This window comes from Pseudomonas sp. Y3 TE3536, assembly GCF_053629175.1.
This window is the reverse complement of the sequence record NZ_JBRJHU010000001.1, coordinates 4,151,641-4,173,164: the sequence shown is the minus strand read 5'-3', so window position 1 is coordinate 4,173,164 and position 21,524 is coordinate 4,151,641. Positions and strand designations below refer to the sequence as shown.

Annotated in this window: 22 protein-coding genes and 4 pseudogenes; 10 read left to right on the top strand and 16 right to left on the bottom strand. The window is 61.1% G+C overall.

Annotated elements, in window-relative coordinates; genetic code table 11:
* Positions 1 to 12: 12 nt before the first annotated feature.
* The 5 genes from pheS to thrS form a co-directional block, all read right to left on the bottom strand.
* Positions 13 to 1,029, bottom strand: a complete 1,017-nt coding sequence (gene pheS / locus AB7M33_RS18925) for a phenylalanine--tRNA ligase subunit alpha (RefSeq protein ID WP_027596148.1) — start codon at positions 1,027 to 1,029, stop codon at positions 13 to 15.
* 109 nt (positions 1,030 to 1,138) lie between these two features.
* Entirely contained in the window at positions 1,139 to 1,495 is a 357-nt protein-coding gene (gene rplT / locus AB7M33_RS18920; RefSeq protein WP_003250671.1) for a 50S ribosomal protein L20, read from the bottom strand.
* A gap of 28 nt (positions 1,496 to 1,523) precedes the next feature.
* The gene (rpmI, locus tag AB7M33_RS18915; RefSeq protein WP_008100408.1) at positions 1,524 to 1,718 is read right to left on the bottom strand and encodes a 50S ribosomal protein L35; all 195 of its coding nucleotides are present in this window, start codon (positions 1,716 to 1,718) and stop codon (positions 1,524 to 1,526) included.
* Between the two features lie 60 nt (positions 1,719 to 1,778).
* The gene (gene infC / locus AB7M33_RS18910; protein WP_016487884.1) at positions 1,779 to 2,330 is read right to left on the bottom strand and encodes a translation initiation factor IF-3; all 552 of its coding nucleotides are present in this window, start codon (positions 2,328 to 2,330) and stop codon (positions 1,779 to 1,781) included.
* Positions 2,330 to 4,252, bottom strand: coding sequence for a threonine--tRNA ligase (thrS, locus tag AB7M33_RS18905; RefSeq protein ID WP_027596147.1), 1,923 nt, complete (start codon positions 4,250 to 4,252; stop codon positions 2,330 to 2,332). Before thrS ends, infC begins: the two co-directional genes overlap by 1 nt.
* Positions 4,253 to 4,637: 385 nt before the next feature.
* On the opposite strand from thrS, the pseudogene AB7M33_RS18900 reads away from it, so the two are divergent.
* From AB7M33_RS18900 to AB7M33_RS18890, 3 pseudogenes are all read left to right on the top strand, one after another.
* A pseudogene (locus AB7M33_RS18900) lies at positions 4,638 to 5,607 on the top strand (IS5 family transposase).
* 164 nt (positions 5,608 to 5,771) lie between these two features.
* Positions 5,772 to 6,074, top strand: a pseudogene (locus AB7M33_RS18895) (hypothetical protein).
* A 162-nt stretch (positions 6,075 to 6,236) separates the two neighbouring features.
* Positions 6,237 to 6,395 (top strand): annotated as a pseudogene (locus AB7M33_RS18890) (cold-shock protein); the annotation flags it as partial.
* On the opposite strand, the pseudogene AB7M33_RS18885 reads toward AB7M33_RS18890, so the two are convergent.
* A pseudogene (locus AB7M33_RS18885) lies at positions 6,366 to 6,452 on the bottom strand (hypothetical protein); the annotation flags it as partial. The pseudogenes AB7M33_RS18890 and AB7M33_RS18885 overlap by 30 nt on opposite strands.
* Before the next feature lie 334 nt (positions 6,453 to 6,786).
* Between AB7M33_RS18885 and AB7M33_RS18880 the strand changes: the two are divergent.
* Complete coding sequence (locus tag AB7M33_RS18880) at positions 6,787 to 7,089, top strand: hypothetical protein (protein ID WP_027596146.1); 303 nt, start codon at positions 6,787 to 6,789, stop codon at positions 7,087 to 7,089.
* Positions 7,090 to 7,251: 162 nt separating this feature from the next.
* Positions 7,252 to 7,464, top strand: a complete 213-nt coding sequence (locus AB7M33_RS18875) for a cold-shock protein (protein ID WP_027596145.1) — start codon at positions 7,252 to 7,254, stop codon at positions 7,462 to 7,464.
* 61 nt (positions 7,465 to 7,525) lie between these two features.
* Here the strand turns inward: AB7M33_RS18875 and AB7M33_RS18870 are convergent, their stop codons facing one another.
* Positions 7,526 to 7,843, bottom strand: coding sequence for an I78 family peptidase inhibitor (locus tag AB7M33_RS18870; protein WP_265967675.1), 318 nt, complete (start codon positions 7,841 to 7,843; stop codon positions 7,526 to 7,528).
* A 288-nt stretch (positions 7,844 to 8,131) separates the two neighbouring features.
* Between AB7M33_RS18870 and AB7M33_RS18865 the strand changes: the two genes are divergently transcribed.
* Positions 8,132 to 8,344, top strand: a complete 213-nt coding sequence (locus AB7M33_RS18865; RefSeq protein ID WP_027596143.1) for a hypothetical protein — start codon at positions 8,132 to 8,134, stop codon at positions 8,342 to 8,344.
* Here AB7M33_RS18865 and AB7M33_RS18860 read toward each other — a convergent pair.
* From AB7M33_RS18860 to AB7M33_RS18830, 7 genes are all read right to left on the bottom strand, one after another.
* Positions 8,316 to 9,323, bottom strand: coding sequence for a nucleoside hydrolase (locus tag AB7M33_RS18860; RefSeq protein WP_454243287.1), 1,008 nt, complete (start codon positions 9,321 to 9,323; stop codon positions 8,316 to 8,318). The two genes, AB7M33_RS18865 and AB7M33_RS18860, sit on opposite strands and share 29 nt — an antisense overlap.
* 200 nt (positions 9,324 to 9,523) lie before the next feature.
* Positions 9,524 to 9,922 (bottom strand): D-ribose pyranase, encoded by a 399-nt coding sequence (gene rbsD, locus AB7M33_RS18855; RefSeq protein WP_099428883.1) that lies wholly within the window; start codon positions 9,920 to 9,922, stop codon positions 9,524 to 9,526.
* Entirely contained in the window at positions 9,919 to 10,827 is a 909-nt protein-coding gene (gene rbsK / locus AB7M33_RS18850) for a ribokinase (protein WP_454243286.1), read from the bottom strand. The genes rbsD and rbsK overlap by 4 nt, the downstream gene beginning before the upstream one ends.
* A gap of 9 nt (positions 10,828 to 10,836) precedes the next feature.
* Positions 10,837 to 11,859 carry a LacI family DNA-binding transcriptional regulator gene (locus AB7M33_RS18845; RefSeq protein WP_027596139.1) on the bottom strand — a complete coding sequence of 341 codons (1,023 nt, stop codon included), beginning with the start codon at positions 11,857 to 11,859 and terminating at the stop codon, positions 10,837 to 10,839.
* A 4-nt stretch (positions 11,860 to 11,863) separates the two neighbouring features.
* Positions 11,864 to 12,859 carry an ABC transporter permease gene (locus tag AB7M33_RS18840; RefSeq protein ID WP_027596138.1) on the bottom strand — a complete coding sequence of 332 codons (996 nt, stop codon included), beginning with the start codon at positions 12,857 to 12,859 and terminating at the stop codon, positions 11,864 to 11,866.
* The gene (locus AB7M33_RS18835; RefSeq protein ID WP_454243285.1) at positions 12,856 to 14,409 is read right to left on the bottom strand and encodes a sugar ABC transporter ATP-binding protein; all 1,554 of its coding nucleotides are present in this window, start codon (positions 14,407 to 14,409) and stop codon (positions 12,856 to 12,858) included. The genes AB7M33_RS18840 and AB7M33_RS18835 overlap by 4 nt, the downstream gene beginning before the upstream one ends.
* Before the next feature lie 21 nt (positions 14,410 to 14,430).
* Positions 14,431 to 15,387: a substrate-binding domain-containing protein gene (locus tag AB7M33_RS18830; protein WP_454243284.1), complete on the bottom strand. Its 957-nt coding sequence runs from the start codon at positions 15,385 to 15,387 to the stop codon at positions 14,431 to 14,433.
* Positions 15,388 to 15,732: 345 nt separating this feature from the next.
* Here AB7M33_RS18830 and AB7M33_RS18825 point away from each other — a divergent pair, with 345 nt between their 5' ends.
* Complete coding sequence (locus AB7M33_RS18825) at positions 15,733 to 16,821, top strand: asparaginase (RefSeq protein WP_027596135.1); 1,089 nt, start codon at positions 15,733 to 15,735, stop codon at positions 16,819 to 16,821.
* A gap of 57 nt (positions 16,822 to 16,878) precedes the next feature.
* Here AB7M33_RS18825 and hpaR read toward each other — a convergent pair whose 3' ends face one another.
* Both hpaR and hpaA read right to left on the bottom strand, forming a co-directional pair.
* Entirely contained in the window at positions 16,879 to 17,301 is a 423-nt protein-coding gene (hpaR, locus tag AB7M33_RS18820; protein ID WP_454243283.1) for a homoprotocatechuate degradation operon regulator HpaR, read from the bottom strand.
* A gap of 175 nt (positions 17,302 to 17,476) precedes the next feature.
* Positions 17,477 to 18,382 (bottom strand): 4-hydroxyphenylacetate catabolism regulatory protein HpaA, encoded by a 906-nt coding sequence (gene hpaA, locus AB7M33_RS18815; protein WP_027596133.1) that lies wholly within the window; start codon positions 18,380 to 18,382, stop codon positions 17,477 to 17,479.
* Positions 18,383 to 18,554: 172 nt separating this feature from the next.
* Here hpaA and AB7M33_RS18810 point away from each other — a divergent pair, with 172 nt between their 5' ends.
* Genes AB7M33_RS18810 through hpaE form a run of 3 tightly spaced genes read left to right on the top strand, consistent with a single transcriptional unit; the run spans position 18,555 to position 21,456 of the window.
* Positions 18,555 to 19,214, top strand: a complete 660-nt coding sequence (locus tag AB7M33_RS18810; RefSeq protein ID WP_454243282.1) for a fumarylacetoacetate hydrolase family protein — start codon at positions 18,555 to 18,557, stop codon at positions 19,212 to 19,214.
* Between the two features lie 11 nt (positions 19,215 to 19,225).
* The gene (locus AB7M33_RS18805) at positions 19,226 to 19,990 is read left to right on the top strand and encodes a fumarylacetoacetate hydrolase family protein (protein ID WP_454243281.1); all 765 of its coding nucleotides are present in this window, start codon (positions 19,226 to 19,228) and stop codon (positions 19,988 to 19,990) included.
* A 5-nt stretch (positions 19,991 to 19,995) separates the two neighbouring features.
* The gene (hpaE, locus tag AB7M33_RS18800) at positions 19,996 to 21,456 is read left to right on the top strand and encodes a 5-carboxymethyl-2-hydroxymuconate semialdehyde dehydrogenase (RefSeq protein ID WP_454244235.1); all 1,461 of its coding nucleotides are present in this window, start codon (positions 19,996 to 19,998) and stop codon (positions 21,454 to 21,456) included.
* The last annotated feature ends 68 nt before the right edge of the window (positions 21,457 to 21,524 follow it).

Genomic DNA, 21,524 nt, shown 5'->3' with positions numbered 1-21,524 from the left:
TCGGGCATTGACCTAGCGGAATTGCGCGAGGAAGCGCAGGTCGTTGTCGAAGAACAGACGCAAATCGTTGACGCCGTAGCGCAGCATGGCCAGGCGCTCGGCGCCCATGCCGAAGGCGAAGCCCTGGAATTCTTCAGGGTCGATGCCGGACATGCGCAGCACGTTCGGGTGGACCATGCCGCAGCCCATGACTTCGAGCCAGCCGGTCTGCTTGCAGACGCGGCAGCCTTTGCCAGAACACATCACGCACTGGATATCGACTTCAGCGGACGGCTCGGTGAAGGGGAAGAACGACGGGCGGAAGCGCACAGCCAGTTCTTTTTCGAAGAAGACGCGCAGGAATTCTTCGATGGTGCCCTTGAGGTCGGCGAAGTTGATATCGCGATCGATCAGCAGGCCTTCGACCTGGTGGAACATCGGCGAGTGGGTGATATCCGAGTCGCAGCGGTAGACGCGGCCCGGGCAGACAATGCGAATGGGCGGCTGGCTGGACTCCATGGTCCGCACCTGCACCGGCGAGGTATGGGTGCGCAGCAGCATGTTGGCATTGAAATAGAAGGTGTCGTGCATCGCCCGCGCCGGGTGGTGGCCGGGGATGTTGAGCGCTTCGAAGTTGTGGTAGTCGTCTTCGACCTCTGGGCCTTCGGCAATGCCGTAGCCGATGTGGGTGAAGAACTGCTCGATGCGCTCGAGTGTACGGGTGATCGGGTGCAGGCCACCGGTGGTCTGGCCACGGCCTGGCAGGGTCACGTCAATGCATTCGGCAGCCAGGCGAGCGCTGAGCTCGGCTTCTTCATAGGCGGCCTTGCGTGCGTTGAGCACCTCGGTGACGCGTTCCTTGGCATCGTTGATCAGCGCGCCGACTTTCGGCCGCTCTTCGGCTGGCAGGTTGCCCAGGGTCTTCATCACCTGGGTCAGCTCGCCTTTCTTGCCGAGATATTGAACCCGGATCTGTTCCAGGGCATTGATGTCTTCAGCGCGCTCTACGGCCTCAAGGGCTTGGGAGACCAGCGCATCCAGGTTTTCCATGTACAGACTCCAGATACGAAAATAGGGGAAGAGCTTTGAAGGCTCTTCCCCTATCGATGACGTTCAATGCCCGGCGACGCTAGCGCCGCCGGGTGATTGTCGCGGGTACTTAAGCCAGAACGGCTTTAGCTTTCTCGACAATCGCAGCAAACGCCGCTTTTTCGTTCACTGCCAGATCGGCCAGAACCTTACGGTCGATTTCGATCGACGCCTTTTTCAGGCCAGCAATCAGACGGCTGTAAGACAGACCGTTGGTGCGGGCACCGGCGTTGATACGAGCGATCCACAGTGCGCGGAACTGACGCTTCTTCTGGCGACGGTCACGGTAGGCGTATTGACCGGCCTTGATGACAGCCTGCTTGGCTACGCGGAATACGCGCGAGCGTGCACCGTAGTAACCTTTAGCCAGTTTCAGAATTTTTTTGTGACGCTTACGAGCGATAACGCCGCGCTTTACACGAGCCATGAGTAACTTCCTCTATCTTTGACCAGAATTAACGAACGCGCAGCATGCGCGCGACTTTCGCGACGTCAGACGGGTGCAGCAAGCTGCTACCACGCAGTTGACGCTTACGCTTGGTCGACATTTTGGTCAGGATGTGGCTCTTGAAAGCGTGCTTGTGCTTGAAGCCCGAAGCTGTTTTCAGGAAACGCTTCGCAGCACCGCTCTTGGTTTTCATTTTTGGCATGTTGGAACTCCGCATTCGATAAAATTACACATAATCATCAGGCCTGCCGTGCCCGGGAGATTACTTCTTTTTCTTGGGGGCGATGACCATCATAAGCTGGCGTCCTTCCATCTTAGGATGCTGCTCAACGGTGCCGTATTCAAGCAGGTCATTTTCAACCCGCTTCAACAGCTCCATGCCCAGCTCCTGGTGGGCCATCTCACGACCACGGAATCTCAGAGAGATCTTGGCCTTGTCCCCATCGGTAAGGAAACGTACCAGGTTGCGTAGTTTTACCTGGTAATCCCCATCCTCCGTCCCTGGACGAAACTTGATTTCTTTGATCTGGATCTGCTTCTGGTTTTTCTTGGCTTCGTTAGCCTGCTTCTTCTTTTCGAAGAGGTGCTTGCCGTAGTCCATGACCTTGCAGACCGGCGGTACCGCGTCTGCAGAGATTTCCACCAGATCCAGCTTCGCTTCATCAGCGATACGCAGCGCTTCATCAATCGAGACGATGCCAACCTGCTCGCCGTCTGCGCCAATTAACCGAACCTCGCGGGCCGAGATATTCTCGTTGATCGGGGCCTTCGGTACAGCACGTTTATCGTTTCTCATTTCACGCTTAATAGTCATTACTCCGATTCTTGGCGACCACGCCGGGAAACCGCTTGTGTCAGGAGCTCAGCGAATTGCGCGACGGGCATGGAGCCCAGGTCTGCGCCTTCGCGAGTACGCACAGCGACGGTTTGCGTTTCGACTTCGCGGTCCCCTATAACCAAAAGGTACGGGACCTTGAGCAAAGTATGCTCGCGGATTTTAAAGCCGATCTTCTCATTTCTCAAGTCCGACTTGGCACGGAAACCGCTACCGTTCAGAGATTTCTCAACCTCAAGGGCGAAATCGGCCTGTTTGTCGGTGATATTCATGACCACTGCCTGGGTCGGCGCCAGCCATGCCGGGAACACACCCGCGTAATGCTCGATGAGCATGCCGATGAAGCGTTCGAACGAACCGAGGATGGCGCGGTGCAGCATTACCGGGCGCTTGCGGCTGTTGTCTTCGGCGATGTAGCTGGCGTCCAGACGCTCTGGCAGGTTCGGATCGTACTGCAGGGTACCACACTGCCAGTTACGGCCGAGGCAGTCGCGCAGGGTAAATTCGATCTTCGGACCGTAGAACGCGCCCTCGCCCGGCTGGTATTCCCACTCCAGGCCAGACTCGTTCAGGGCATCGGCCAGGGCGCCTTCGGCGCGGTCCCACAGCTCTTCAGAGCCCACGCGCTTGGCTGGGCGGGTCGAGAGCTTCATGGCGATGTCGCTGAAACCGAAGTCCTTGTAGACGTCCAGGGTCAGCTTGATGAAGTCGGCGGCTTCTTTCTTCACCTGATCTTCGGTGCAGAAGATGTGCGCGTCGTCCTGGGTGAAGCCACGTACACGCATGATGCCGTGCAGGGCGCCGGACGGCTCGTTACGGTGGCAAGCACCGAACTCGGCCAGGCGCATCGGCAGGTCGCGGTACGACTTCAGGCCCTGGTTGAACACCTGCACGTGGCACGGGCAGTTCATCGGCTTGACCGCGTAGTCACGGTTTTCCGACGACGTGGTGAACATGTTCTCGGCGTAGTTGGACCAGTGGCCGGAACGCTCCCACAGAATACGGTCAACAACCTGCGGGGTCTTGATTTCTAGGTAGTTGTTGTCGCGCTGAACCTTGCGCATGTACTGCTCGAGCACCTGATAGACGGTCCAGCCGTCCGGGTGCCAGAAGACCATGCCTGGGGCTTCTTCCTGCAGGTGGAAGAGGTCGAGCTGCTTGCCGATCTTGCGGTGGTCGCGTTTTTCGGCTTCTTCGATGCGCTGGATATAGGCGGCCAGCTGCTTCTTGTCGGCCCAGGCGGTGCCGTAGACGCGTTGCAGCTGCTCGTTCTTGGCATCGCCGCGCCAGTAGGCGCCGGACAGCTTGGTCAGCTTGAATGCCTTGAGGAAGCGCGTGTTCGGCACGTGCGGGCCACGGCACATGTCGACGTATTCTTCGTGGTAGTACAGGCCCATGGCCTGTTCATCCGGCATGTCTTCGACCAGGCGCAGCTTGTAGTCTTCGCCACGGGCCTTGAACACGTCGATGACTTCGGCGCGCGGGGTCATCTTCTTGACGACGTCGTAATCCTTCTCGATCAGCTGCAGCATGCGCTTTTCGATGGCGGCCATGTCTTCTGGGGTGAAGGGGCGCTCATAGGCGATGTCGTAATAAAAGCCTTCGTCGATCACCGGGCCGATCACCATCTTGGCGGTCGGGTACAGCTGTTTCACCGCGTGGCCGATCAAGTGGGCGCACGAGTGACGGATGATCTCCAGTCCCTCTTCATCTTTAGGGGTGATGATCTGCAGGGTGGCGTCGTGGGTGATCAGGTCGCAGGCGTCGACCAGCTTGCCGTCGACCTTGCCGGCCAGGGTGGCCTTGGCCAGCCCAGCACCAATGGAGGCGGCGACGTCGGCTACGGATACGGCGTGATCAAACGAACGTTGACTGCCATCGGGAAGAGTAATAGTGGGCATGGCGCCTCCTCTCCTAGTGGTGACCCCTACCAAAGGTCACGTGGGTTGGGATGAGCCAGTACAAGATCCGCGCTGTCTTTCTCGAAAGAAAGCCTGCCTCACAGTGGCAGAAGCCTTTCGGCTTACCAGGGGCGAACCAGAGTGACTGGAAGGTAAAAAACAGGTGAGCTGCACGTTGTCAGCTACAAGCCGAGCATGCTAGCACGCGGGGTTGGGCACGATGCAGAAATATTTGGAAATTACACAACCGCGGTGAACTTACGCGGAAAAATTCCTATCAGACTTTGGGAAGCATCCTACTCTTGATGAGACCTAAGGAAACTATGAAAAAGACTCCCATCTCTGTTGAAATACCCGCCTGACACGAACACGACGATTGAGCCCCATGAAACAGATGTCCTTCCGATGCCGAGTACGCTGGCAAACGTAAGCAGACCCGCCGCGAGCGCTTCCTGATCGAGATGGATCAAGTCGTGCCCGAAGGTTTGATTGCCTTGATCGAACCGCATTATCCGAAGGGTGAAGGTGGCCGTCCGGCGTATCCGTTGATGGCGATGCTGCGGCTTCATCTGATGCAGAACTGGTTCGGCTACAGCGATCCGGTGATGGAAGAAGCACTGTACGAGACGACGATCCTGCGCCAGTTTTCCGGGCTGCATCTGGATCGGATTCCCGATGAAACCACGACCCTCAACTTCCGTCGCCTGCTGGAATAACATGAGTTGGCGGGCGGGATTTTGCAGGTCATCAACGGTTATCTGAGTGACCGTGGCCTAATGCTGCGCCTGGCACCGTGGTCGATGCGACGATCATTCATGCCCCGAGTTCGACCAAGAACAAGGACGGCAAGCGCGATCCTGAAATGCACCAAACCAAGAAAGGGAATCAGTACTTTTTTGGAATGAAATCGCACATTGGCGTCGATGCCGAGTCCGGGTTGGTGCGTAGCCTGGTGGGCACGGCGGCGAATGTGGCGGACTTGGCACGTCGATCAGTTGCTGCACGGCGAGGAAACCTACGTCTCTGGCGATGCCGGTTACACCGGCGTGGACAAGCGTCCTGAGCATCAGAACCGCAAAATGATCTGGTCGATTGCGGCACGGCCCAGCACGTATAAGAAGCATGGCAAGAAGAGCTTGATCGCTCAGGCGCGTCGCAAAATCGAATACGCCAAGGCCCAGATACGGGCCAAGGTCGAACATCCGTTTCGAGTGATCAAGCGCCAGTTTGGCTATACGAAAGTGCGCTATCGCGGCCACCTGAAAAACACCGCGCAACAGACCGCACTGTTTGCCCTGTCGAACCTGTGGATGATGCGAAAACGGCTGCTGGTTGCGGGAGCGGTGCGCCTGTGATGCGCGAAATACGGGGAAAGGCGCTGTTCAAGGAAAAACCATGAGTTAAGAAGTGCCAGAGCCTGATTTTTGGCAGGCCACCGTTTTTTTGAACGCCAAGTGATTGGAGTATCAAAAAATCGGTGGGTATTTCAAACCTTCCCTAACCCAAGGACTGTCCGGTTATGAGATTTCCGTCTCCTCTGGCCCTGAGCGTTGCTGGCGCCCTGCTGCTGCCGGTTGCAGCCAACGCGGGTTCGCTCCCGGCTGGCGCGAAGTAAAACTACATGCCCCAGTGCACCAAGGTCGCCTCCGGCCAGGGCCTGGACGCCAAGGCGGCGCAGCAGCACTGCACCTGTGGCGCAACAGCTATCGAAAAGAACTTGAGCGAAGACGAGATCAAGGACCTGAACAGCAGTGATGGCGTGGACGCCAAACTGATGCAGAAAGCTCAAACGGTTGTTAAGCAAGCATGCACGAAGGGCTGAAACCATAAAGCGGAGGTTCACCACCCATTGTTTGCGCTGGAACAACATCTGGCGAACGTAAAAGGCGGTAGATGCGCAGAATTAGACCATGATGTTGCCGGTGCTTCGGAGCCTCGGCAACATCGCACCACTGAAAAAATCAAATGTCTGGAGATTCACCCCATGTCCAATCGCCAAAACGGCACCGTCAAATGGTTCAATGATGCAAAAGGCTTCGGCTTCATCAGCCCACTAAGCGGCGTCGACGACCCCTTCGTACACTTCAGTGCCATCGAATCTCACGGCTTCAAGAGCCTGAATAGAGGCGGCGACGTCGGCTACGGATACGGCGTGATCAAACGAACGTTGACTGCCATCGGGAAGAGTAATAGTGGGCATGGCGCCTCCTCTCCTAGTGGTGACCCCTACCAAAGGTCACGTGGGTTGGGATGAGCCAGTACAAGATCCGCGCTGTCTTTCTCGAGAGAAAGCCTGCCTCACAGTGGCAGAAGCCTTTCGGCTTACCAGGGGCGAACCAGAGTGACTGGAAGGTAAAAAACAGGTGAGCTGCACGTTGTCAGCTACAAGCCGAGCATGCTAGCACGCGGGGTTGGGCACGATGCAGAAATATTTGGAAATTACACAACCGGGGTGAACTTACGCGGAAAAATTCCTATCAGACTTTGGGAAGCATCCTACTCTTGATGAGACCTAAACCAAGGAGTGTCTGGTTATGAGATTTCCGTCTCTTCTGGCCCTGAGCGTTGCTGGCGCCCTGCTGCTGCCGGTTGCGGCCAACGCGGGTTCGTTCCCGGCTGGCGCGAAGCAAAACTACATGTCCCAGTGCATCGAGGCCGCCACCGCCCAGGGCCTGGACGCCAAGGCGGCGCAGCAGCACTGCAGCTGTGGCGCAACGGCTATTGAAAAGAACTTCAGCGATGAGCAGATCAAGGACCTAGACAGCAAGGATGGCGTTGACGCCAAGCTGATGCAGAAAGCTCAAACGGTTGTGCAGCAAGCATGCATGAAGGGCTGAAACCATAAAGCCGCGATTCGACACCCATTGTTTGCGCTGGATCAACATCTGGCGAACGTAAAAGGCGCTAGATGCGCAGAATTAGACTATGATGTTGCCGGTGCTTCGGAGCCTCGGCAACATCGCACCACTGAAAAAATCAAATGTCTGGAGATTCACCCCATGTCCAATCGCCAAAACGGCACCGTCAAATGGTTCAATGATGAAAAAGGCTACGGCTTCATCACCCCACAAAGCGGCGGCGACGACCTCTTCGTACACTTCAAGGCCATCGAATCTGACGGCTTCAAGAGCCTGAAAGAAGGCCAGGCTGTTTCCTTCGTGGCCGAAAAAGGCCAGAAAGGCATGCAGGCTGCACAGGTTCGTCCGGAGTAATTCGGACAGCTGTAAAAAAACCCGCCCAAGTGGCGGGTTTTTTTATGGGGTTCGCAACGGCTTAGCCGCAGTTGACGCGGGTTACCACACCTTGCTCATCCACATTCAGGTTAAGGCGCTCGGAGCGGTACTCCAGGGTCACCACATCGTGCGGCTTGAGCATACGAGCCATCTGCGAGCCACTGGCCTTGCGGGCCTGCTCCAGCAGGTCTGGGCTGCCCGGCTTGCCGATGGCAAAATCGGCACCGCTGGCTTCGCAGCGACCGTCGTTGCCTGCCGGTACGGCAGGCGCACTGCCAGCAGAATTGCCACCGGTACTGCAACCAGCCAGCACAGCAGCCACCGCCAGGGTCGCCAGGTAAGCACGGGTACGGAACATGAATCCTCCTAAAATCGATCTGGGCACTGTCTGATCCGACAGCTGCGCGCATTGTTTGTTGCAAAACCGCACAAGTCTGCCTGAACATGCCGGTGGAGGCGAAATGCAATCGTGACTGGATTTTGCACAATACGCTTGGTTTGCCGCGCAAAGCTTTTTATTCTTATGTCGCAGAGTCATTGACGCAAAGGCATGATTTACTGCAAGAAGTGGAGCGCGCCGTGCCTCCCTCGAACATCAGGATCCGGTGTTCGCCCCTTCGTCCCAGGCCCCCAGTGAGAGCCTTTCATGAGCAGCCACAGCATCGACGCCGATATCAAGGTCAAATGGGCGGAGGGCCAGAGCGCCTACAGCCCCAGCACGCCGGAGGAGTTGCTACTGATTGCCATCGACCTGCTGGTGCGCGACCGCGGCAGCGAAGCGGCGCGCAGCTTTATGGACCAAGCGTTCGAGCGCTTCGCCAGGCATTCCCCTATTGCAATCGAGCCAGGCGCGCGCTGAGCAGGTCGAAAAAGCCCTGAGCATCCCCCTCCTCTACCCACATGACGTTGGCGGGCTGTTTCAGCACGCCATACCAGTCGGCGATGGTCTGGCCAAAGGTCGGGCCCTCGCGGCTGTCGATGGTCATGTGAACGCGTCGGCCACTGAACAGCTCGGGTTTTAGCAGGTAGGCAATGACACTGGCGTCGTGCACCGGGCCGCCAGGCATGCCGTACAGGTCCATGTCGTGGGTGATGTAGGCATTGAGAATATCCACGACCCGCTTGCTGGCCTGGTTGTTGACCGCCGCGAGTTGCTTGAGGCGTGCTTCGCTGGTCAGCAGCTTGTGGGTGACGTCCAGCGGCAGGTAAGTCAGTTGTACGCCACTGGCCAGCACCACCTCGGCGGCATGCGGGTCGGCGTAGAGGTTGAATTCGGCTGCAGGGGTGATGTTGCCGCCGTTGAAATGGGCGCCGCCCATGACCACGACTTCTTTGATGCCTTGGGCGATCTCCGGGCGCTGGATGAGTGCCAGGGCCAGGTTGGTCTGTGGGCCGAGCATGGCCAGGGTGATGCTGTGGGGTTGTGCGCTGCCGAGGGTGTCGACCAGGTATTGCACGGCATTGCCTTGGGCCAGCGGCTTTTGCGGCGCGTGGACTTGCACACCGGTCAGGCCTTCTTCGCCATGCACTTCGGCGGCGTAGATGGGCGTGCGCACCAGCGGGCGGCCGGCCCCGGCGTACACGGGGATGTCTTCACGGCCAGCCCATTCGCGGGCCAGGCGGGCGTTGCGCGAGGTTTTATCGAGGCGCACGTTGCCGGCTACGGTGGTGATGGCGCGGATGTTCAGCTCATCGGGCGAGGCCATGGCCAGGAACAGCGCGACCACGTCGTCGGCACCGGGGTCGGTGTCGATGATCAGATCGCGCGGGGCGGCCTGGAGGGTGGTGGTGGTGGCTGCGGCCATGAGGGTGAGTCCTTGTAGCAGGGGTTTGAGCATGGGGCACTCCTGTTGCCTTGGGTGATGTGCAGGTTTTGCAGCGTTACTCGCAGGCCACACGATCTCCTGTAGGAGCGGCCTTGCGTCGCGAAAGGGCCGCATGGCGGTCCCCTGCGGTATATGCGGCGCTGCTAAAACCTGGGGCCGCTACGCGACCCTTTCGCGACGCAAGGCCGCTCCTACAAGGGATCGCGTCAGGGTTAGAAAGTCACGCCGGATACGAGTGCAATGTTGCTGTACGGCTGGCACTCCCCCGTGCGCACCACGGCACGCGCACTGCGCGACAGCACTTTAAATTCCTCATGGCTCATCCACTCCCGCTTGCCCAGCTTACCCCGCAAGCGCTCAATCTCGACCAGCCCGGGTGGCACCACTTTCTGCATTTCCTCGGCCAGCACATGCCGCTCTACCTGCATCTCGCTCAGCACCACCCGCAGCACACTGGCAAAGTCCGGTATGCCCGGCGTCAACGCCAGGTCGATCAGCTCGACGCCAGGCGGCACCGGCAGCCCGGCATCGCCAATCACCAGAATGTCGCCATGCCCCAAGCCGGCAATGGTCCGTGACAGGGCGATATTGAGCAGCGCGGTCTTCTTCATGGCTGCAGCTCCGAGAGGTAGGGAATCGACGGTTGCGCCCCCACGCGGGTGACCGACAATGCGGCGGCGCGCTGGCCGAAGGCGATTGCCTCGCCCTCCTCCAGGCCACGCACTAAAGCTGCGGCAAAACCACCCACGAAGGTGTCGCCAGCGGCCGTGGTGTCCACCGGCTGCACCACGGGCGCGGGGAAGTGCTGATGGCCCTGCGCGGTCACCAACAGGGCGCCTTGGGCGCCGAGCGTGATGATCACTTTGCCAGCGCCCAGTTGCAGCAATCGCTCACCGGCGCGCAGGGCGCTGCCCTGGTCGGTGACGGTGATACCGGTCAGTGCTTCGGCCTCGCTTTCGTTTGGAGTCAGGTAGTCGATATGGCCGAACCAGGTTGAGGGCAGCGGGCCTGTGGCGGGTGCCGGGTTGAGGATGACACGCTTGCCCAGTTCGTGCCCCCTGGCCAAGGCCCAGGCCACGGTTTCGGCCGGCACTTCCAGCTGACAGATAATAACGTCGGCCGCCTGCAGCAACTTGTCGAAACGCTGCACCGACTGCGGCGTCAGCAGGCCATTGCCGCCAGGGATGATGACAATGCAGTTCTGGCTGGCGGCGTCGACGGTGATCAGCGCCACACCGCTGGAAACCCCTTCGCACACGCTCACCGCCTGGCAATCAACGCCTTCGCGCTCCAGCGCCTTGCGCAGTTGCTGGCCATAGGCGTCATCGCCGACGTTGCCGACCATCGCCACACTGCCACCCAACCGTGCCACCGCCACCGCCTGGTTGGCGCCCTTGCCGCCGGGCGCCGTGAAAAACGCCTCGCCAGGCAAGGTTTCGCCCGCCCGTGGCAAACGCTGGGCGCGGGCGACCAAGTCCATGTTGAGGCTACCGACCACCACTACCTTGGCATGCATAAGCGCTCCTTAGCGGTAATCATTGAACAGGTCCGGGCGTGGCCCGGTGGACTCGCGCTGCACGATGCGCGGGGCAACGATGCGCTGCTCTGCCGAACCCTGCCGAGGCGTGGCGATGCGCGAGAGCAGCAACGCGGCGGCGTTTTCGCCCAGCTCGCGGATCGACTGGCCCACGGTGGTCAGCGGCGGGTAAACGTAACGGCTGAGCTCGATGTCATCGAAGCCAATCACCGACAGTTCACCCGGTACGTTGATGTTGCGCTCGGCGGCGGCGCGCAGCACGCCAAAGCCGATCATGTCGTTACCGGCGAAGATCGCCGTCGGCCGGTTGCCGTCCAGCAACTGTGCGGCCGCGCCGTGGCCGCCTGGGCTGGTGAAATCGCAATGCAGCACGCGGCTGGGCTCAACCGCTACGCCCGCCTCTTGCAGGGCGCGACGGAAACCGGCCAGGCGCAGTTGGCTGACACCGGTTTCGGCCGGGCCGCCGATGTAGGCGATGTCGCGATGGCCAAGCTCCAGCAGGTGCCGGGTGGCCAGGTAAGCGCCGTGCTCATGGTCGATGCGCACCAGGTCGGCGTCGACGCCGTCCAGCTCGCGGTCGACGATGACCATGGGCGTGCGCACGCAGGCCAGGCTTTGCAACAGGTCGCTGTCTTCACCTACAGACGCTACCACCAGTCCATCGATGCGTTTTTCCAGCAGCACACGCAGGTAGCTGCGCTGCTTTTGCGGGTTGTCGTCGGAGTTGCACAGGATCACGCAGTAGCCGTTGCGCTCGCAGGCGTCTTCGATCCCTCGCGCCAGTTCGGCGAAGTATGGGTTGACGCTGTTGGGCACCAGCAAACCGATGGTGGCGGTGCTGCGCGCCTTGAGCGAGCGCGCCACCGCGCTGGGTACATAGTCGAGCTCGACGATGGCGGCCTCGACCTTGAGCCGCACCTGTTCACTGACAGGGCGGGTCTTGTTCAACACATGGGACACGGTGGTGTAAGAAATACCCGCCAGTGCCGCGACGTCTTTAATGGTTGCCATGTTTTCAGTTCCGCCGGCCTGCACGCCGGCTACGGTAAGTGTCGAGCACCACGGCGATGACGATGACCGCCCCGGTGATGATGCGTTTTGTGGGTTCCGATGCGCCGATCTGCGCCAGCCCTGCGGCCAGCACTGAAATGATCAGCACGCCAAAGAAGGTACTGATGACCGAACCGCGGCCACCCATCAGGCTGGTGCCGCCGATCACCACGGCGGCAATCACCTGCAGCTCAAGTCCGGACCCGGCGTTGGGGTCGGCGGCCTCAAGGCGCGAAATCTGGAACAGCGCCGCCAGGCCGGCGAGCAGCCCCATCAGGGCGAACACCAGCACTTTGTAGGGGCGCGGGTCGATGCCCGCCAGGCGCACGGCCTCTTCGTTGGTGCCGATGCCGATCAGGTAGCGGCCGAACACCGTGCGGGTCAGCACCAGTTGGGCCAACACGATCACCAGCAAGGCGATGAGGAATGCCGGCGAAATACCGAACGCGATCGGGTTGGAGAACCAGGCGTAGGCGTCGCCGATATAAGCGGTGCGCGAGTCGGTGAACTGGTAGGCCAGGCCGCGGGCCATCTCCAGCACGCCGAGCGAAACGATGAATGAGGGGATGCGCCAGGCCACGGTAACGCCGCCGGTGATGCTACCGGCCAGGGCTGCCACGGCCATGCCGAGCAGCGCCGAGGGCAGCACGCCCCAGCCCCAGCCGAGAATGGCCACGCTGACTGTCGAGGCCGCCAGCGCCAGCACCGAGCCGACCGACAAGTCGATGCCGCCGATGATCAGCACGAAGGTCATGCCGACCGCCAGCACCATCAAGTCGGGGATCTGGTTGGCCAGTGTGCTGAAGGTGGCATAGGACCAGAAGTGGCTACTGAGGAACGAGAACAGCACGATCATCGCCAGCAGCGCGCCGGCCAGGCCCAGGTAAGTGCCCAGGCCGAAGTACGTGCCACTGCGGCGCACGGGGGCGGCGTTTTGGCTGTCGAGGGGAGTGGTTTTCATGCATCCATCCTGGGTGCTGCGTCATGCAGCAGTGCGTCACGTGTCTGATAGCCGGCAAAGGCTGCGGCAAGCAGCTGGTCCTGGCTCCAATGGTCGCGCTCGAAGGTGTCGATCAGGCGGCCAGCCGAGAGCACGGCAATGCGGTCGCAGATCAGCATCAGTTCGCGCAGGTCGCTGGACACCACCACCAAGGCCTTGCCTTGGCGCGCCAGTTCGGCCAGCAAACCGTAGATGTCGAACTTGGCGCCAACGTCGATGCCTCGGGTTGGCTCATCGAACAACAGCACCTGGCAATCACGCTCCAGCCAACGGCCGATCACCACCTTCTGCTGGTTGCCACCGGACAGTTCGCCCACGGCCTGGTGCGGGCCGGCGCTGCGGATGCGCATGGCCTGGATCTGGCGTTCGGCCAGGGCCATTTCAGCCTCGCTGTCGAGCACACCGGCGCGCGATACCGCGCCAAGGTTGCCCAAGGCGATATTGGCGCTGATCGACTGGGTCAACAGCAGGCCTTCGCCTTTGCGGTCTTCGGTAATCAGGGCGATACCGGCTTTGACGGCGGCTTTGGGTGAGTCGATGGTCACTGCCTGTGGCGGCTGGCCCAGGGCGATGCTGCCACTGTCGGCGCGGTCGGCACCGTAGATCAGGCGCAGCAGCTCGGTGCGGCCGGCGCCAATCAGGCCAGAGATACCGAAGATCTCCCCTGCCCTGACCTCGAACGACACCTCACGCACCTTGTCGCCCCGACTAAGCCGGTCGACCTTCAGCAACGGCGCGCCAATCTCGCGGCGGCCCAGGTCGATGTGTTCGCCCAGCTCACGGCCGACCATCAGGTTGACCAGCTCGGCGCTGCTGTAGCGCTGGATCGGCTCGTCGCACACCAGCTTGCCGTCACGCAGCACGACGATGCGCTGGGCCACGCGCTGCAGTTCTTCGAGGCGATGGGAGATATAAACGATGGCCACGCCGCGTTGGCGCAGGCGTTCGATCTGGGTGAACAGCAGCTCCACTTCACGCGCAGTGAGCATGGCGGTGGGTTCGTCGAAGATCAACACACGGCAATCGCCGATCAGGTTGCGGGCGATTTCGACCATCTGCTGATGGCCGATGCCCAGCTCGCCGACCGGGGTGTCCGGGTCGATGGCGTCCAGCCCGACCTGGGCCATCGCAGCGGTGGCCAGTTGGCGCAGGCGCTTGCGGCTGATCCAGCCGAAACGGCTGGGCAGGTTGTCGAGGAACAGGTTTTCGGCCACGGTCAGGGTCGGCAGCAGGTTGAGTTCCTGCATGACCATGCGCACACCGAGGCGCTCGGCCTCGCTGCGGCTGCCGGGCGCGTAGGCCTGGCCGCGGTAGGTCATGTGCCCGGTGGTGGGCACCTCGAGGCCACTGATGAGCTTGGACAACGTGCTCTTGCCAGCGCCGTTCTCGCCCGTCAGGGCCAGTACTTCACCGGCGCGCAGGCTCAGGCAGACGTCACCGAGCACCGGCTGGGCGTAGGTCTTGCCCAGCCCGCTGGCGGCGAGCACCACTTCATTGGCCGTTGCAGGCATGGCCCTCTCTCCTGGCGGGTATCAGGGCTGGGTGATGAGCGTGACGGGGGTCTGGATGACATTGTCGGCATCCACGCCCGGCTTCTCACCGTTGATCATCTTCAGCGCCGCCTGGATACCGAACACCGCCTGCTGGCTGGCGGCCTGGTCGAGGGTGGCGAGTACGCGGCCGTCCTTGAGCATGGGTTTGATGGCATTGATGTTGTCGTAACCGACCACTTGCACCTGGCCGGTCTTGCCTGCGGCGCGCACGGCCGACACGGCGCCCAGGGCCATGCTGTCGTTACCGGCTAGCAGGGCCTTGAGCTCGGGGTATTCGTTGAGCATGGAGGCGGCGACGGCGTTGCCTTTGTCGATTTCCCAGTTGCCGGACTGCACCGAAACGATCTTCATCTGAGCGGCTTCCATCGCATCCTTGAAGCCAGCGGTGCGCTGTTGGGCGTTGGTGGTGGTCGGCACGCCTTCGATGATGCCGACCTGGTCACCGGCCTTGAGCTTCTGCTGGGCCAGGTAGTCGCCCACCAAGCGGGCGCCTTTGCGGTTGTCGGGGCCTACGAAGGGTACGCTGATGCCTTTGCTTTTGAGCAGTTCGGGGTCTAGGCGGTTGTCGATGTTGATCACCACCACGCCTTGGTCCATGGCTTTTTTAACGGCTGAAACCAGGGCTTTGGAGTCCGCTGGCGCAATCACCAGGGCTTTGGCCCCTGCGTTGACCATCTGCTCGACGATGCGGATCTGCTCGCCGGTGTCGGTTTCGTTCTTGATGCCGTTGGCGATCAGGTCGAAATCATTGGCGTGGCTTTTTTGATAATCCTTGGCGCCGTCTTCCATGGTGCGGAAGAATTCGTTGGCGAGGGACTTCATCACCAAGGCGACTTTGGGCTTTTCTTCGGCGTGTGCAGCACTGAGCGGCAAGGCCAGGGAAAGTGACGAGACGACAGCGAGGGCCAGCAGACGACCGGGGAACGGCAGTTTCATGGACGATGACTCCGAATCTTGTGTTTTTTATCGGATCGCAAACGTTTGCGTTGACTCACTATGGAAACAGGACCTGGTTTTGTCAAATCCGTTTGGCTGTTAAAGGCGAGTCACGCCTGGCGCAGATTATCCGGAATTTTTCCGAAAAACCGAACAGGTTTTCCTATGCTTGTTCGGGATTCCGAATGAATAGGGCCGCTGCGCACCCCATCGCGGGCAAGCCCGCTCCCACAGGGGCAGGGTTGCGCAGGCAAATACGGGCTCTTGCCAGGGATGGTACGAAACATGCGTTGTTTCTTGTGCGATACAGCAATCGCCTCAATAGGAAGAGAGAGAACAATAACTATGAATGCTGCACTTAAATCCTTCGCCCCCAGCGCACTCGCGTTGCTGCTGATCCTGCCGACCGCCGTTTCCGCCAAAGAAGCCGAAACCCAACAGAAGCTGGCCAACGTGGTCATCCTCGCCACCGGCGGCACCATTGCCGGTGCGGGCGCCAGCGCGGCCAACAGCGCCACCTACCAAGCGGCCAAACTGGGCGTCGACAAGCTCATCGCCGGTGTGCCCGAGCTGGCCGACCTGGCCAACGTGCGCGGTGAACAGGTGATGCAGATCGCCTCCGAGAGCATCACCAACGAAGACCTGCTGAAACTGGGCAAGCGCGTCGCCGAATTGGCCGACAGCAACGACGTCGACGGCATCGTCATCACCCACGGCACCGACACCCTGGAAGAGACCGCCTTCTTCCTTAACCTGGTGGAAAAAACCGACAAGCCAATCGTGGTGGTCGGCTCGATGCGCCCTGGCACCGCCATGTCGGCAGACGGCATGCTCAACCTGTACAACGCCGTGGCCGTGGCCAGCGACAAGCAGTCGCGTGGCAAGGGCGTGCTGGTGACCATGAACGATGAGATCCAGTCTGGCCGCGATGTCAGCAAGTCGGTCAACATCAAGACCGAAGCGTTCAAGAGCGCCTGGGGCCCGATGGGCATGGTCGTTGAAGGCAAATCCTACTGGTTCCGCCTGCCGGCCAAGCGCCATACGGTCAATTCGGAATTCGACATCAAGCAGATCAGCAGCCTGCCGGCCGTGGACATCGCCTACGGCTATGGCAACGTGACCGACACCGCCTACAAGGCACTGGCGCAGAACGGCGCCAAGGCGATCATCCATGCCGGTACCGGCAATGGCTCGGTGTCGTCGCGGGTAGTACCGGCGCTGCAAGAGCTGCGCAAGAACGGCGTGCAGATCATCCGTTCGTCCCACGTCAACCAAGGCGGTTTCGTGCTGCGTAACGCCGAGCAGCCGGACGACAAGAACGATTGGGTCGTGGCCCATGACCTGAACCCACAAAAAGCCCGCATCCTGGCCATGGTCGCAATGACCAAGACCCAGGACAGCAAAGAGCTGCAGCGGATTTTCTGGGAATACTGAGTGCTGTAATGCCAAGGCCGGTGCACGGGTTGCACCGGCCCTCCCCCGCAGCCCGGCCTACGGCTCGATGCGTTTGAGCTCGTTTAACAATCCCATCAGTTGCGCCAACTTGTCTTCGCCGAACTGCGCCTGGATCTTGCGGTAGTTGGCCTCCATGCCCTCGCGCATCGACTCGAAACAGGCCTCGCCGCGTTCGGTGAGGCTCACGAACATGCGCCGCGCGTCCTGCGCGGCCTTCTGCCGGCGCACCAGACCATCGCGCTCCAAACGGCTCAACACCCCGGTCATGCTCGGTTTGAGGATGCACGCCAGGTGGGCGAGCTGGTAGCTCTCCAACTCACCTTGCTGGCTAAGAATACGAATGACTCGCCACTGTTGCTCGGTCAGGTCGTGTTCGTTCAGCAACGGCCTGAAAAATGCCATTGCGGCTTCCCGGGCCTGCAGCAGGCTCAATGTCAGCGAGGGTTGCGTCTTGGTCATGTGGGCGCCTGTGTTTGGGGTACGACTGGCAAGATTAGGGGCATAGGCAAAAAGGGACAAGACGCCTGGAAAGTGCAAGCTCTTCCATGGAAAACCCATTCAAGGCCGCCCGCCAAGCTGCGACCATCCGGATCAAACAACAACGACGCGATCCGGGCGGTACGCCATGGCCCTCTCACAACAACTCCGCTTGCCGCTGGCGGTATTCGCCGGGCGTGAGCTTGGCGTAACGGTTGAAGAACCGGCTGAAATAGGCCGGGTCCTTGAAGCCCAGCTGGTAGCAGATTTCGTTTGCCGTGCTGCCGGAGAACAACAGCAGGCGCTTGGCTTCCTGCATCACGCGTTCAAGCACCAGGCGCTTGGACGGCAAGTCGGCGATGCGCCGGCACACATCGTTCAGCCGCGCCTCGGTCACGCCGATCTGCTGCGCATAGCGCGCCAGGGGCCAATGCTCAAGGTAATGCGCTTCGATCAGTGCGTTGAAGCGGTGGAAGATTTTCAGGTCTTCGTGCCTGGCCGGGGTGGCCTCGCGCGAGTTGGGGCACAGCCGCAGCAAGCTGATCATGATCAGCCGGGTCAGCGACTGCAGCGCCGCATCGCGCCCCGGATGAGGCGTGGCAACTTCGTCGCTGAGCGCTTCCAGCCAGCGTTCGAGCCTGCGCGCCTCGGCCTTGTACGCAGCCGGCACCTTGGCCAGGGCAACGCAGGCAGGCCGCACCTGCACCCCGGCCGGCAACAGGCTGGCGTCGGCTTCGATCAGTTGCCAGACCAGTTGCTGACGCACCGTCAGCACATGGCCGTCGCTGTCTGGCTCGGTGACGAAGGCATGCGCCACCGTCGGCGGCGTCAGGAAGAACATCGGCCCGGCCTCGATGTACTGCTGATCATCCAGGTACACCCGCACCGTACCGGACTTCACGTAATGCACCTGGAAAAACCGGTCGTGCCGGTGCACGGGCATGTTGCGCCCGAAAAACCCGGCAAGGTTGCCCAGCCGGTCGTAGTGCACCTCGCTGTCGCTGTAGCGCTGGTCATAGACCTGGCCGATGTTGATGTTCGGAATGGGATGCCGATCACTCATGACTGCTTACCCGCAAAGCGCTTGCCCGTATTGACGATCACCCATGGTGCCCCGGCTGCTTGGCAGATGCCACTGGGTGAAGCCTTGACCTTCGTTAACATATTAACTATAACATTAACACATTAACAATCTCGGCAGGACGACCCTCGCCCTGCACCGCCTGGAGAAAAGCATGAGCCATGCCCTGCATGACGTTGCGACCGGCACCCTGTTCGGCGTTGCGCTGAACTACCAGGGTCTGCTGCAGCAGCACGAAGCGGCGTTTCACGAAGCGCCCTACAAACAACCGCCCGTCAAGCCGGTGCTGTTCGTCAAGACGCCCAACACCCGCAACCACCATGAAGGTAACGTGGTGTTTCCGGCCGGTGTCGAGCGCCTGCAACCGGGCCCTGCCCTGGGCGTGGTGATTGGCAAGGACGCCAGCCGGGTCAGCGCCGAAGACGCGCTGGGCTACGTGGCGGGCTACACCATCGTCAACGAAGTCAGCCTGCCTGAGACCAGCTACTACCGCCCTGCGGTCAAGGCCAAGTGCCGCGATGGCTTCTGCCCGGTCGGCCCCACCCTGGTGCCGGCTGCACAGGTGGCCAACCCCGACGCCCTGGGCCTGCGCCTGCGGGTCAACGGTGAAGTGCGCCAGCAGAACACCACCGCCAACTGCGTGCGCACGGTTGCCCAGCTGATCGCCGAGATCAGCGAATTCATGACCCTGCATGCGGGCGACATCCTCATTACCGGCACCCCCGAGGGGCGCGTCGATGTGCAGCCAGGCGACCGCGTCGATGTCGAGATCGATGGCCTGGGCACGCTCACCAACCACATCGTCGCCGAATGAGGATTGCTCCTGTGAAACACGCCCGTATCCAGTTCGACGGCCAGGTCCATAACGTCACCGTCGAAGACGACCACCTGCGCCTGGCCGACGGCCGCCTGGTGCATGAAGACCAGGTGACCTGGCTGCCACCGGCCACCGGCAGCATGTTCGCCCTTGGCCTGAACTACGCCGACCACGCTGCGGAACTCGCCTTCACGCCGCCCACCGAGCCGCTGGCGTTCATCAAGTCGCGGGGCACTTACACCGGCCACAAGCAGGTCACCTGGCGCCCGGACAACGTCGCCTACATGCACTACGAGTGCGAGCTGGTGGCGGTGATCGGCAAGCAGGCACGTAACGTCAAGCGCGAAGACGCCCTGCAGTACCTGGCCGGCTACACCGTGTGCAACGACTACGCCATCCGCGACTACCTGGAAAACTACTACCGCCCCAACCTGCGGGTGAAAAACCGCGACGCCACCACCCCGGTCGGCCCGTGGATCGTCGATGCGGCCGACGTGCCAGACCCGTCCAACCTGAAGCTGCGCACCTGGATCAACGGTGAGCTGAAACAGGAAGGCAGCACCTCGGACATGATTTTCGACATCCCTTACCTGATCGAATATTTCTCCAGCTTCATGACCCTGCAACCGGGCGACATGATCGCCACCGGCACCCCAGAAGGCCTGGCCGACGTAGTGCCAGGCGATGAAGTGGTGGTGGAAGTGGAAGGCGTCGGTCGCCTGGTCAACCGCATCGTCAGCGAAGCTGACTTCTTCAAGAACAACAAGGCATGAGCAGCATGATCAAGCACTGGATCAACGGCCGTGAGGTCGAGAGCAAAGACACCTTCGTCAACTACAACCCAGCCACCGGTGACGCGATTTGCGAAGTCGCCAGCGGCGGTGCCGAAGAGGTCGCGCAGGCGGTTGCGGCGGCCAAGGTAGCCTTCCCGAAATGGGCCAACACCCCAGCCAAGGAACGTGCCCGTCTGATGCGCAAGCTGGGCGATCTGATCGACCAGAACGTGCCGAAACTGGCCGAGCTGGAAACCCTCGATACCGGCCTGCCGATCCACCAGACCAAGAACGTGCTGATCCCGCGTGCCTCGCACAACTTCGACTTCTTCGCCGAAGTGTGCACACGCATGGATGGCCACACCTACCCGGTCGACGACCAAATGCTCAACTACACCCTGTACCAGCCGGTGGGTGTGTGCGGCCTGGTAAGCCCCTGGAACGTGCCGTTCATGACGGCCACCTGGAAGACTGCGCCGTGCCTGGCCCTGGGCAACACCGCCGTCTTGAAAATGAGCGAATTGTCGCCGCTGACTGCCAACGAGCTCGGTCGCCTGGCCGTTGAGGCCGGCATCCCCAACGGCGTGCTCAACGTGATCCAGGGCTACGGCGCCACCGCCGGCGATGCGCTGGTGCGTCACCCCGATGTGCGTGCGATTTCCTTTACCGGCGGCACCGCCACCGGCAAGAAGATCATGCAGACCGCCGGCCTTAAAAAATACTCGATGGAGCTGGGTGGCAAGTCGCCGGTGGTGATCTTCGAAGACGCCGACCTGGAACGCGCCCTGGATGCAGCGCTGTTCACCATCTTCTCGCTCAATGGCGAGCGCTGCACGGCCGGCAGCCGCATTTTCATCCAGGAAAGCGTTTACCCGCAGTTCGTCGCCGAGTTCGCCGCCCGCGCCAAGCGCCTGATCGTGGGTGACCCGACCGACCCGAAAACGCAAGTAGGCTCGATGATCACCCAGCAGCACTATGACAAGGTCACCGGGTACATCCGCATCGGCATCGAAGAAGGCGCACGCCTGGTTGCCGGCGGCCTGGAGCGCCCGGCCAACCTACCGGCGCACTTGGCCAAGGGGCAGTTCATCCAGCCCACCGTGTTCGCCGACGTGAACAACAGCATGCGCATCGCCCAGGAAGAAATCTTCGGCCCAGTGGTGTGCCTGATCCCGTTCAAGGACGAGGCCGAAGCGCTGCAACTGGCCAACGACACCGAATACGGCCTGGCCTCGTACATCTGGACCCAGGACATCGGCAAGGCGCACCGCCTGGCGCGTGGCATCGAAGCTGGCATGGTCTTCATCAACAGCCAGAACGTGCGCGACCTGCGCCAGCCGTTCGGCGGCGTGAAAGGCTCCGGCACCGGGCGTGAAGGTGGGCAATACAGCTTCGAAGTGTTCGCCGAGATCAAGAACGTGTGCATTTCCATGGGCAGCCACCACATCCCGCGCTGGGGTGTATAAAACCGTCTCGATCAAGCGGGTAACCCTGTGGGAGCCCACGGTGCATGGCACGGGCTGCGCCCGTGTTC

Excerpts from the sequence above, each read along its gene's own strand:
- rbsD (WP_099428883.1), bottom strand. The coding sequence starts at position 9,922 with ATGAAGAAGACCGCGCTGCTCAATATCGCCCTGTCACGGACCATTGCC.
- hpaR (WP_454243283.1), bottom strand. The coding sequence starts at position 17,301 with ATGACCAAGACGCAACCCTCGCTGACATTGAGCCTGCTGCAGGCCCGG.
- AB7M33_RS18825 (WP_027596135.1), top strand. The coding sequence starts at position 15,733 with ATGAATGCTGCACTTAAATCCTTCGCCCCCAGCGCACTCGCGTTGCTG.
- rbsK (WP_454243286.1), bottom strand. The coding sequence starts at position 10,827 with ATGCATGCCAAGGTAGTGGTGGTCGGTAGCCTCAACATGGACTTGGTC.
- AB7M33_RS18865 (WP_027596143.1), top strand. The coding sequence starts at position 8,132 with ATGAGCAGCCACAGCATCGACGCCGATATCAAGGTCAAATGGGCGGAG.
- AB7M33_RS18840 (WP_027596138.1), bottom strand. The coding sequence starts at position 12,859 with ATGAAAACCACTCCCCTCGACAGCCAAAACGCCGCCCCCGTGCGCCGC.
- rpmI (WP_008100408.1), bottom strand. The coding sequence starts at position 1,718 with ATGCCAAAAATGAAAACCAAGAGCGGTGCTGCGAAGCGTTTCCTGAAA.
- hpaE (WP_454244235.1), top strand. The coding sequence starts at position 19,996 with ATGATCAAGCACTGGATCAACGGCCGTGAGGTCGAGAGCAAAGACACC.
- AB7M33_RS18835 (WP_454243285.1), bottom strand. The coding sequence starts at position 14,409 with ATGCCTGCAACGGCCAATGAAGTGGTGCTCGCCGCCAGCGGGCTGGGC.
- AB7M33_RS18860 (WP_454243287.1), bottom strand. The coding sequence starts at position 9,323 with ATGCTCAAACCCCTGCTACAAGGACTCACCCTCATGGCCGCAGCCACC.
- rplT (WP_003250671.1), bottom strand. The coding sequence starts at position 1,495 with ATGGCTCGTGTAAAGCGCGGCGTTATCGCTCGTAAGCGTCACAAAAAA.
- infC (WP_016487884.1), bottom strand. The coding sequence starts at position 2,330 with ATGACTATTAAGCGTGAAATGAGAAACGATAAACGTGCTGTACCGAAG.
- hpaA (WP_027596133.1), bottom strand. The coding sequence starts at position 18,382 with ATGAGTGATCGGCATCCCATTCCGAACATCAACATCGGCCAGGTCTAT.
- AB7M33_RS18880 (WP_027596146.1), top strand. The coding sequence starts at position 6,787 with ATGAGATTTCCGTCTCTTCTGGCCCTGAGCGTTGCTGGCGCCCTGCTG.
- pheS (WP_027596148.1), bottom strand. The coding sequence starts at position 1,029 with ATGGAAAACCTGGATGCGCTGGTCTCCCAAGCCCTTGAGGCCGTAGAG.
- thrS (WP_027596147.1), bottom strand. The coding sequence starts at position 4,252 with ATGCCCACTATTACTCTTCCCGATGGCAGTCAACGTTCGTTTGATCAC.
- AB7M33_RS18870 (WP_265967675.1), bottom strand. The coding sequence starts at position 7,843 with ATGTTCCGTACCCGTGCTTACCTGGCGACCCTGGCGGTGGCTGCTGTG.
- AB7M33_RS18830 (WP_454243284.1), bottom strand. The coding sequence starts at position 15,387 with ATGAAACTGCCGTTCCCCGGTCGTCTGCTGGCCCTCGCTGTCGTCTCG.
- AB7M33_RS18875 (WP_027596145.1), top strand. The coding sequence starts at position 7,252 with ATGTCCAATCGCCAAAACGGCACCGTCAAATGGTTCAATGATGAAAAA.
- AB7M33_RS18810 (WP_454243282.1), top strand. The coding sequence starts at position 18,555 with ATGAGCCATGCCCTGCATGACGTTGCGACCGGCACCCTGTTCGGCGTT.
- AB7M33_RS18845 (WP_027596139.1), bottom strand. The coding sequence starts at position 11,859 with ATGGCAACCATTAAAGACGTCGCGGCACTGGCGGGTATTTCTTACACC.